We start from the raw sequence: 9,247 nt of genomic DNA, 5'->3' as shown, positions 1-9,247 counted from the left end.
AGGTCATCGTCAAGATTAAATTCCGAAACCCCAATTGCGAAAGCAGTTGGGGTTTTGTTTTGCCCGCAGGAAAGTTTCTTCAAGCAGATTCAAACAAACGCCTGCCCGGAAAAGCCTCGAGGCAAGCGCTGGAGTCCTGCCATTGCACTCAATCGCTCGATCCATTCATTCCGCCAGTTTGCTGGGCCGTGAGAGGCTTTTGCTTGCCGTGCGATGCGTCGAGCCGCATTGCGTTGATCTTTTCTTGCCTGTTTGAAGGCGTCGGTATTACGGCAACTGCGGCACTTCACGCGAGTGAGTTCTTTGCTCGACGTGAGTTGTTTGCCTTTATGGCCGCAGGCCAGATGCCCATCGACGCTGAAGTGGGTAACCATGAAATGTCTCCTTCGCGACATGTAAACGTTTGACAGTTCGTTTACAGCACCGTTCTGCGACTGGTCAGGCACACAAAAAAACACCCGCATGCGGGCGGGTGAGAGAGGTAATGCGCAAAGGAGTCATTCCAATGTATGCGCACAGATGTGATGGTTATGTGAAAGGAAATCCGTCATTGCAGCCAGAACAAGAAAATGCCGCACAGGCAACATCGCGGTGACGCTTGTGCCACCGCTCATAAGTTCCGAGACCGGCGTTATCTGAATCGAGGCAACGGCCGATCGACAGGTTTAAGCGCCGACAGTGTGTTGCGAATCAGCGGGGCATCCTTCTCGATGTCATTCAGGCGATCACGGATGCGCAGGGCGGTCGGGTGCCCGCCTTGGTGGTCAACCCAGTCGGCGATCTCTTTGCAGGCAGCTGCGAGTCGCGCCTGCCGGGCGTCGAGCAGGGTGAGGAGGGTGGTGATGGACTCTTTTTCGGACATGGAACACCTCCGTTCAATGAAACCGCTGAGCGGCAGCAAAAAGCCCGCGAGTTGCGAGCCTTCTGCCGTTGGGGCGCTGCTCCTTCAGCTGGTTTCAGTATAGACCCGCTTCTGTTTGGCATCAGCCGGAAGACTCGCGGGCCGGTATGGGTGAACTGACTGCGTTGAGCCGATTGCATTCGCATCGCGCATCCTCTTCGGCGTCGTAGCCATCACCGATGAAACCATTTGTGCGTGTATCGCAAATGCGGAACCAGCCAATGGCTTCAGCGGGATCATGCTGGCTGTCACTGGCGCGTCGACCGTGAATGATGATCTTGTTGCAACGCTTCACGACGAAAATGTCTTCCATGGCGTCACCGCAGCTGATTCGTGTCACATCAACTATAGAAGCCCTCTGCAATCGTGCAAAAAATAGACAGGTCAACTCGTCGGTTGCAAGTTCCAGCCTCCGGCATGCCAATGCAAATCATGGGTTGGGTTTAACGCGCGTAGAAACGCCTGGTCGTGGGAAACCGCGACAATTGCGCCGGGAAATGTCTGCAAGGCCTGCTCGAAAGCTTCTACCGATGCCAGGTCAAGATGATTGGTCGGCTCATCAAGCAGTAACAATTGCGCCGGCACCTGACGCCACAACGCCAGGGCAAGAGCGGCTTTCAAGCGTTCACCGCCACTGAGAGAGGCGCAAGGCAAGGTGACGCGCTGCGCGTTAAGTTGCAGGTGTGCGAGATAACTGCGCAAGGTGCCTTCGTCCAACGGCGTTTGCTGCGCTTGTAGTTGTTCAACGATGGATGTCCGATCATCCAGTAGCGTTAGTTGCTGATCGAGAAAAGCAAACGGCACGTGAGTCATGCACTCACCTGACACCGGCGTCAGCTCACCGGCGAGCATGTTCAGCAGGGTTGATTTGCCGCAACCATTGGGGCCGCTGACGGCAATGCGCATCGGCCCGTGGATGGCGAGGTTCAGTCGGGTCGAGGGTGCGTCGTGCGGTAGCCACGGCAGGCAGGCATCGAGCAGCGTGCAGACTTGCCGGGCACTCGGGACAACGCTGCCCGGCAGGTTGATCAAGACCTCGTTGTCAGGCTCGACGTGTGCATAGGCATCGCGCACACGGGTGTCCAGATCGGTTTTGCGAGCCTGATGGCCGAGGCGAACATGCCCCATGATTTCCTTCGCAGCGGCTTTCATCGCTGCCCGCTCGAAGCCGGCAACATTAGCAGTTTGCGCATTACGTCGGCTGCCGGCGGCATGGCGCTGGATCGTATCGTGCTCGCGCTGCAGCCGCGAACGTTCGCGTTGGCGTTCGGCGCGGGCTTGATCAAGTTGTGCTTGCGCCGCTGCCCGGTGGGTTCGGCGCTGCTGCGTGAATTCTGAATAGCTCCCGGTGAAAACTGTCGCGCCCAAAGGTGTGAGCTCGACGATTCGCTGCATTCGTTCCAGCAACTGCCGATCATGGCTGACGACGATCAGTCCACCGCGCCATGCTTCAAGCGTGCTCATCAGCCATTGCCGACCATCGCTGTCGAGATGATTGGTCGGCTCATCCAGCACCAGTAACTGCGCTTGACTCAACAACGCGCCGATCAGAGCGATCCTGGCCTGCTGGCCGCCGCTGAGCGCCAAGGTCAGATCGGTAGCCGCGATGTGGGGTAGCCCGGCGTCATCCAGTAACTGCCGCAAGCGATCCGGCAAATCCCAGCGCTCACCAATAAGGTCAAAATCATCGGCACTGGCGCAGCCCAGGTTAAGTCGCTGCAACGCCGCGAGTATCGGCGCCGCGCCTATTGCCTCTGCCACCGTTTGCCCGGGTGTGGTCACGAAGGCTTGCGATACGTAACTCACCGAAGCCGAATTCACCACTGTGCCGGCGGTAGGCTGCAACTGTCCGGCTATCAGTCGTGCGAGCACGCTTTTGCCGATGCCGTTGCGACCGACGATGGCGGTTGGCAGATAATCGAAGTTCAGATTCAGTGCATTGAAAATCGTCTCGCCGTTGGCGAATTGAAAACCCGTTTGATTCAGGGAGACGAGTGCAGGCGTACGCGAGACGTGAGTCATCGGCACCTCCGGAAAAATGTCGTGAAAACTGACAAGTGCCATTGAGCGGCTTGTCGCGATTACATTTTCAGAGAGCCGGGTTGTTCACTTCTGCGATCATCCTGAGGAGGGAAAGGTGGCTAGCCTAGAGGACGAAGCGCAGTCGATCAAGTCGCGTCGGTCACTTCACTCATTCGTTCAAGAAACATCGCCAGTGCCACTTCCTCGGCGCGCAGGCCTTTGCGCATGCGGGGGCGTGGTAATTCGGCGAGGGCACCGAGCATGAATTTTTCCACCACGGCCGGGTGGATGTAGCACTTGCGACATACCGCCGGCGTGTTGCCCAGCTGTTTGGCCACGCCTTTGACCATTTCCACGACATGCCGTTTGGCTTCGGTCTCGGACTCATGTTTGAGTTCGCGCAAAACCGCCAATGCCAGGGCACTTCCGGCCCAGGTGCGATAGTCCTTGGCGGTAAAGTCGGCGCCGGTCAGGGTTTGCAGGTACGTGTTGACGTCGGAAGAGCTGACGGTATGCCGTTCGCCATGTTCATCCAGATACTGAAACAGGTTCTGCCCGGGAAGCTCCAGGCAGCGCTTGATGATGCGTGCCAGACGGCGATCCTTCACGGTGATCTGGTGTTCGATGCCACTCTTGCCGCGGAACTGGAACAGAATCGCGCTGCCGTTGACCTCGACATGGCGACTGCGCAGGGTGGTCAGGCCGTAAGAACGGTTGTCCCGCGCATACTGCGTATTGCCGACCCGGATCAGAGTGGCGTCGAGCAGGGTAATCACCGTGGCCATGACTTTGTCGCGACTGAAACCGGGCGCCGCCAGCAACGCTTCCAATTGCTTGCGCAGCTTCGGTAACGCGAGGCCGAACTCGCGCAGCCGCGAGTATTTATCGGCATCGCGCACTTCACGCCAGCGCGCGTGATAGCGATATTGCTTGCGACCGCGAGCATCGCGCCCGGTGGCTTGCAGATGACCGCGCGGGTCCGGGCAAATCCACACATCGGTATAGGCCGGTGGCACCGCGAGGGCGTTGATGCGTTTGATTTCGTCCGCATCGGTAATGCGCTGACCCGACGGTTCAAAATAGTTGAATTTGCCGCGCAGCTTTTTGCGGGTGATACCGGGCTGCGTGTCATCGACGTAATGCAGATCGGATGGCAGGGCGTCGGTCAGCTCGGTGTCGGGCATGGCAGCTTCCTTGGATGGCGGCAGTCTGTAAAACGATTGACCGCACACCCACGCCGTCGTGCCGAATAATTTAAGCGAGTACCGCCACAGCCTTGATTTGCGCCCAGAGTTGCTGGCCCGGATGCACGCCCAATTGATCGCGGGAGAACCGGGTGATGCGCGCCAGCAGCGGCGTGCCGCCAGCGTCGAGGCGGATCAGCACATGGGCGGCATTGTCTGCCGCCTGCTCGCTGACCACCGTGACCGGCAGACGATTGAGGATGCTGCTGAACTCGCTGTTTTGCAGGCTCAGGCTGATATCTCGCGCGTGTACCTTGCAACGCAAGGCCTGGCCGACCGACATGGGTTCGTGGGTCACGCGGATGTTCATTTCGGTGGCCGGCAGTTGCAGGCTCAACAACTGGTAGTCCGCATCGTAGGCACTGACCTGTCCCTCGATGATCACGCCGGCGTCATCCCCCATCGCCATTGGCAGATCGAGACGGGCGAGGGTTTCGCCGATCGGGCCACTGGCCAAAGCCTTGCCATCGCTCAGTAACACCAGATGATCGGCCAGGCGCGCGACTTCATCCTGCGCATGGCTGACATACAACACCGGAATATCCAGTTCGTCATGCAAACGTTGCAGATACGGCAGGATTTCGTTTTTGCGCTGACTGTCGAGCGCCGCCAGTGGCTCGTCCATCAACAGCAGTTTCGGGCTGGTCAGCAGTGCCCGGGCGATGCCGACACGCTGACGCTCGCCGCCGGACAGATGTTGCGGATGACGCTCAAGCAACTGGCCGATGCCCAACAGTTCGGTGGCTTGCGCCAGGTCGACCCGCCGCTCGGATCTGGCGATGCGCTTGAGGCCGAACTGCAGATTGGCGAGGACCGACAAATGTGCAAACAAACTGGCTTCTTGAAACACGTAGCCCAGTGCGCGTTTGTGCGGCGGGACAAAAATGCCCTTGTCGCTGTCTTGCCAGACTTCATCGTTGATCCGGATAAAGCCATGTTCGGCACGTTCAAGACCGGCAATGCAGCGCAGGCAAGTGGTTTTGCCGGATCCGGAGGGGCCGAACAGCGCGGTGACGCCACGCCCCGGCACATGCAGATCGACATCCAGGCTGAAGCCAGAATAAGCAAGTTGCAGACGTGCATCGATCATCAATCAGCTCCAGCCCGCGCGGGTCTTGCGGCTGGAGTACAGCGCCAGCAACACCAGAAACGAAAACACCAGCATCGCGCCCGCCAGCCAGTGGGCCTGGGCATATTCCATCGCTTCGACGTGGTCGTAGATTTGTACAGAGACGACACGGGTCTTGTCGGGAATATTGCCGCCGATCATCAGCACCACGCCGAACTCACCGACGGTGTGCGCGAAGCCGAGAATGGCCGCGGTGATAAAACCGGGGCGAGCCAGCGGCAGAATCACGCTGAAAAAGGTGTCCCACGGATTGGCGCGTAATGTCGCGGCCACTTCCAGTGGGCGAGTACCGATCGCCGAGAACGCGTTTTGCAACGGTTGCACCACGAACGGCATGGAATAGATCACCGAACCGATCACCAGTCCGGTGAAACTGAACGTCAGGGTGCCAAGGCCCAGCCACTGAGTGAACTGGCCGAGGAAACCGTGCGGCCCCATCATCAGCAATAGATAAAAACCGATGACGGTGGGTGGCAGCACAAGGGGCAGGGCGACGATGGCCCCGATCGGGCCGCGCAACCATGAGCGGGTGCGCGACAGCCACAGGGCAATCGGAGTGCCGACAACCAACAGGATCGCAGTGGTCAGAGACGCCAGTTTCAGGGTCAGCCAGATCGCCGCGAAATCGGCACTCGTCAGCGACATTTAGAGTTGGTAACCGTAAGACTTGATCACCGCAGCGGCTTTCGGGCCTTTGAGGTATTCAACCAGCGCCTTGGCTGCAGCGTTGTCCTTGCCTTTGTTGAGGATGACCGCGTCCTGTTTGATCGGGTCGTGCATGCTGGCTGGCACGATCCACGCCGAACCGCTGGTGACTTTACCGTCCTTGTAGATCTGCGACAGCGCCACGAAACCCAGCTCGGCGTTGCCGGTGGAGACGAACTGGTAGGCCTGAGTGATGTTCTGGCCTTCAACGATCTTCGCTTTGGTGGCTTCGGTCAGCTTCAGTTTTTCCAGCACTTGCGTGGCGGCCAGGCCATAAGGCGCGGCTTTCGGGTTGGCAATAGACAGGTGCTGGTACTCGTTCTTCTTCAAAACTTCACCTTTGGCATCGACGTAACCGTCCTTGGCCGACCACAGCGCGAGGGTGCCGATGGCGTAAGTGAAGCGCGAGCCCTTGACGGTATCGCCTTCTTTTTCGAGCTTTTCCGGGGTGGTGTCGTCAGCCGAGAGGAACACTTCGAACGGTGCGCCGTTCTTGATCTGGGTGTAGAACTGGCCGGTAGCGCCGTAGGCTGCGACCAATTTGTGACCGGTGTCTTTCTCGAAGTCGGCGGCGATGGCCTGGATCGGTGCGGTGAAGTTGGCAGCAACAGCCACCTGCACTTCATCGGCCTGGGCAGCGCCGATGGCGAATACGGCGAGCAAAGAGGCCAGGCAGGTAGGGGCAAAACGTGAGGCACGAATGGTCATGTAACAGCTCCGTTGTTGGCAGGTGCAGGCGGCAGTTATTGTTGGAGGTGGGCTGCCTATGCGAGGAGTGAAATCGCTATATAGAGAAATATATAGCGAAATGCCGCCAAACAGGAAGTGCTGGCAAAAAATAGGGTGAGGCATTTTGCCCTCACCCTGTTCTGTTTCAACTGCGTGTCAGCTTCGCCAACGCCCCGTCGGCCAACTGCCGAGTCAGTTCGGCGCTGCTCAGATCCCGGCCCAGCGTGAAAGCCTGGCCGGCCCAGAGGTTGGCGAACTGTGCCTCATTTTTCGCTCGCAGCGGCATCAGCGCACCACCGGCCATAGGAAATGCCGGCGCTTTCGGCGACATCGGGCCGAGTTCGCGCATCACGCGGTTGAGAATACCCCGCGCCGGGCGTCCGGTGAAAATGTTGGTGACGGCTGTTTCACTGTCCTTGGCCGTGCGCAGCGCCTTGTGATGCGACGCGCTGATTTTCGCTTCCGGGGTGAACAGGTACGCGGTACCGACCTGTACCGCCGAGGCGCCCAGCATGAATGCCGCGGCTACGCCTCGAGCATCGGCAATCGCGCCAGCGGCAATTACCGGTACTTTGACCGCGTCGACGATCTGCGGCACCAGCGCAAACGTGCCAACCTGGCTGCTCAAATCATCGCTGAGAAACATCCCGCGATGGCCGCCAGCCTCGTAGCCCATCGCGATAATCGCGTCGCAGCCGTTCTGTTCCAGCCAGATCGCCTCATCGACGGTGGTAGCAGATGAAAGGATTTTCGCGCCGGTCGCCTTGACTCGATCAAGCAGGGATTTTTCCGGGAGGCCGAAATGGAAGCTCACCACCTCTGGCCGAAACTCTTCCAGTAACTCGCACGCTGCCGCATCAAATGGCGCCCGATTGGACACCGGAGTCGGTGCATCGAAGTCGACGCCCAATTCGCGATAGTACGGCTCCAGCAGATTTTTCCACTCAATCGCGCGTTGCTCATCGGCAGCGGGTGACTGATGGCAGAAGAAGTTCACGTTGAAGGGCTTGTCGGTGTGGGCGCGAATCGTCTTCAGCTCTTCACGCAGTTGTTCAATGCTCAGCATCGCCGCCGGCATCGAACCCAGGCCCCCGGCGTTGCACACGGCGATTACCATGGAAGAATTCGTGGCACCGGCCATCGGGCCCTGGATGATCGGCAGTTCAATACCGAGCAGATCGAGAATGCGGGTGTCTGGCCATTGGCTCATTGAAGCGGTACTCCGAACGATGAAGCGGGGGCAGGGAGGCAGAGCCGGTTTTTTAACAGTAAAACCGGACTCAGGGCCACTCTGAAATTCAGAACACCGCGCGGTGCTGGCTGTCAGCGCCGATGGAGGCCATCTCCGCCGCCGCCAAAGGAATGGCCGAGACCACGGGAAACACTCGGTGAATTCCGGGATTGGCGGAAAGTCGAGTGTGGCAACGTGTTGCGATGTGATATTTGAATGGCATGCCCCCTGCAATCCATCCACGAGAGCCCATCATGTTCAACGGTATTTTGATCAATAAAGACGACAGCGGTTATCGCGCCACACTGCAACAGATCAACGAAGAACAGTTGCCCGAAGGCGATGTGACGGTGCGCGTCGCCTACAGCACGCTGAATTTCAAGGATGGGCTGGCGATTACCGGCAGCAGCCCGGTGGTGCGCAAGTTTCCATTGGTGCCGGGGATCGATCTGGCAGGCACTGTCGAGGTCAGTTCGCACCCTGACTATAAGGTCGGCGATCAGGTGCTGCTCAACGGCTGGGGCGTGGGCGAGAGTCATTGGGGCGGTCTGGCGCAAAAAGCCCGGCTCAACGGCGACTGGCTGATTCCGCTGCCCAAGGCATTCTCTCCCGCACAGGCCATGGCTATCGGCACGGCCGGTTACACCGCCATGTTGTGCATTCTGGCGCTGGAACGTAACGGCGTGACGCCGGAGCAGGGCGAGGTGCTGGTGACCGGCGCGAATGGCGGTGTCGGCAGCTTCGCCATCGCCCTGTTGAGCAAGCTCGGCTATCGCGTGGTGGCGTCCACGGGCCGGGTGTCCGAGCACGAGTATCTGAAGCAATTGGGCGCCAATGAAATCATTGATCGCGCAACCCTGTCCGAGCCGGGCAAACCGCTGGCCAAGGAGCGCTGGGCGGCGGTGATCGACTCGGTCGGCAGCCACACGCTGGCCAACGCCTGTGCCAGTACGCGCGCGGAAGGCACGGTGGCTACGTGCGGCCTGGCTCAGGGCATGGATTTCCCCGCATCGGTTGCACCGTTCATTTTGCGCGGTGTCACCTTGGCCGGCATCAACAGCGTGACCCAGCCCAAGGCGCGCCGCCTGCAAGCATGGGATCGGTTGGCCAGCGATCTGAACTTCGCCTTGTTGCCATTGATCAGCCATGAGATCGCTCTGAGCGATGTCATCGATGCCGCACCGAAATTGCTCGCCGGGCAACTTCGCGGACGGGTTGTGGTTGACGTCAATCGCTGACAAAGTGAGCGCCATTGCGGCTCTGTGCGGCCGCACTTCTATTAGAGG

General features: G+C 59.2%; 11 protein-coding genes. 1 reads left to right on the top strand and 10 read right to left on the bottom strand.

The genetic code is table 11. The features are described from left to right. Window positions 1-89 precede the first annotated feature (89 nt). From AC3WMT_RS29695 to AC3WMT_RS29650, 10 genes are all read right to left on the bottom strand, one after another. Window positions 90-374, bottom strand: a complete 285-nt coding sequence (locus AC3WMT_RS29695) for a hypothetical protein (RefSeq protein WP_103307191.1) — start codon at window positions 372-374, stop codon at window positions 90-92. 257 nt (window positions 375-631) lie between these two features. Further along, window positions 632-862, bottom strand: a complete 231-nt coding sequence (locus tag AC3WMT_RS29690) for a hypothetical protein (RefSeq protein WP_008082703.1) — start codon at window positions 860-862, stop codon at window positions 632-634. Between the two features lie 121 nt (window positions 863-983). Next, window positions 984-1,214 carry a hypothetical protein gene (locus AC3WMT_RS29685; protein ID WP_103307189.1) on the bottom strand — a complete coding sequence of 77 codons (231 nt, stop codon included), beginning with the start codon at window positions 1,212-1,214 and terminating at the stop codon, window positions 984-986. Window positions 1,215-1,285: 71 nt separating this feature from the next. Next, complete coding sequence (locus tag AC3WMT_RS29680) at window positions 1,286-2,923, bottom strand: ABC-F family ATP-binding cassette domain-containing protein (RefSeq protein ID WP_103307187.1); 1,638 nt, start codon at window positions 2,921-2,923, stop codon at window positions 1,286-1,288. A gap of 146 nt (window positions 2,924-3,069) precedes the next feature. Next, window positions 3,070-4,107: a DNA topoisomerase IB gene (locus tag AC3WMT_RS29675; RefSeq protein WP_103307185.1), complete on the bottom strand. Its 1,038-nt coding sequence runs from the start codon at window positions 4,105-4,107 to the stop codon at window positions 3,070-3,072. 70 nt (window positions 4,108-4,177) lie between these two features. Next, window positions 4,178-5,257: a molybdenum ABC transporter ATP-binding protein gene (gene modC, locus AC3WMT_RS29670; protein WP_103307183.1), complete on the bottom strand. Its 1,080-nt coding sequence runs from the start codon at window positions 5,255-5,257 to the stop codon at window positions 4,178-4,180. Between the two features lie 3 nt (window positions 5,258-5,260). Then, window positions 5,261-5,941 carry a molybdate ABC transporter permease subunit gene (modB, locus tag AC3WMT_RS29665; RefSeq protein ID WP_103307181.1) on the bottom strand — a complete coding sequence of 227 codons (681 nt, stop codon included), beginning with the start codon at window positions 5,939-5,941 and terminating at the stop codon, window positions 5,261-5,263. Further along, the gene (gene modA, locus AC3WMT_RS29660) at window positions 5,942-6,709 is read right to left on the bottom strand and encodes a molybdate ABC transporter substrate-binding protein (protein ID WP_103307180.1); all 768 of its coding nucleotides are present in this window, start codon (window positions 6,707-6,709) and stop codon (window positions 5,942-5,944) included. Between the two features lie 166 nt (window positions 6,710-6,875). Beyond that, window positions 6,876-7,940, bottom strand: a complete 1,065-nt coding sequence (locus AC3WMT_RS29655) for an NAD(P)H-dependent flavin oxidoreductase (protein WP_103307179.1) — start codon at window positions 7,938-7,940, stop codon at window positions 6,876-6,878. Between the two features lie 88 nt (window positions 7,941-8,028). Then, window positions 8,029-8,184 carry a hypothetical protein gene (locus tag AC3WMT_RS29650; protein WP_158249188.1) on the bottom strand — a complete coding sequence of 52 codons (156 nt, stop codon included), beginning with the start codon at window positions 8,182-8,184 and terminating at the stop codon, window positions 8,029-8,031. A 31-nt stretch (window positions 8,185-8,215) separates the two neighbouring features. Between AC3WMT_RS29650 and acuI the strand changes: the two genes are divergently transcribed. After that, on the top strand, window positions 8,216-9,199 hold the full coding sequence (gene acuI / locus AC3WMT_RS29645) for an acrylyl-CoA reductase (NADPH) (RefSeq protein ID WP_103307177.1): 984 nt from the start codon (window positions 8,216-8,218) through the stop codon (window positions 9,197-9,199). The last annotated feature ends 48 nt before the right edge of the window (window positions 9,200-9,247 follow it).

The sequence above is a fragment of the Pseudomonas sp. FW305-7 genome (assembly GCF_058786735.1).
This window is presented reverse-complemented; position numbering and strand designations above follow the sequence as displayed.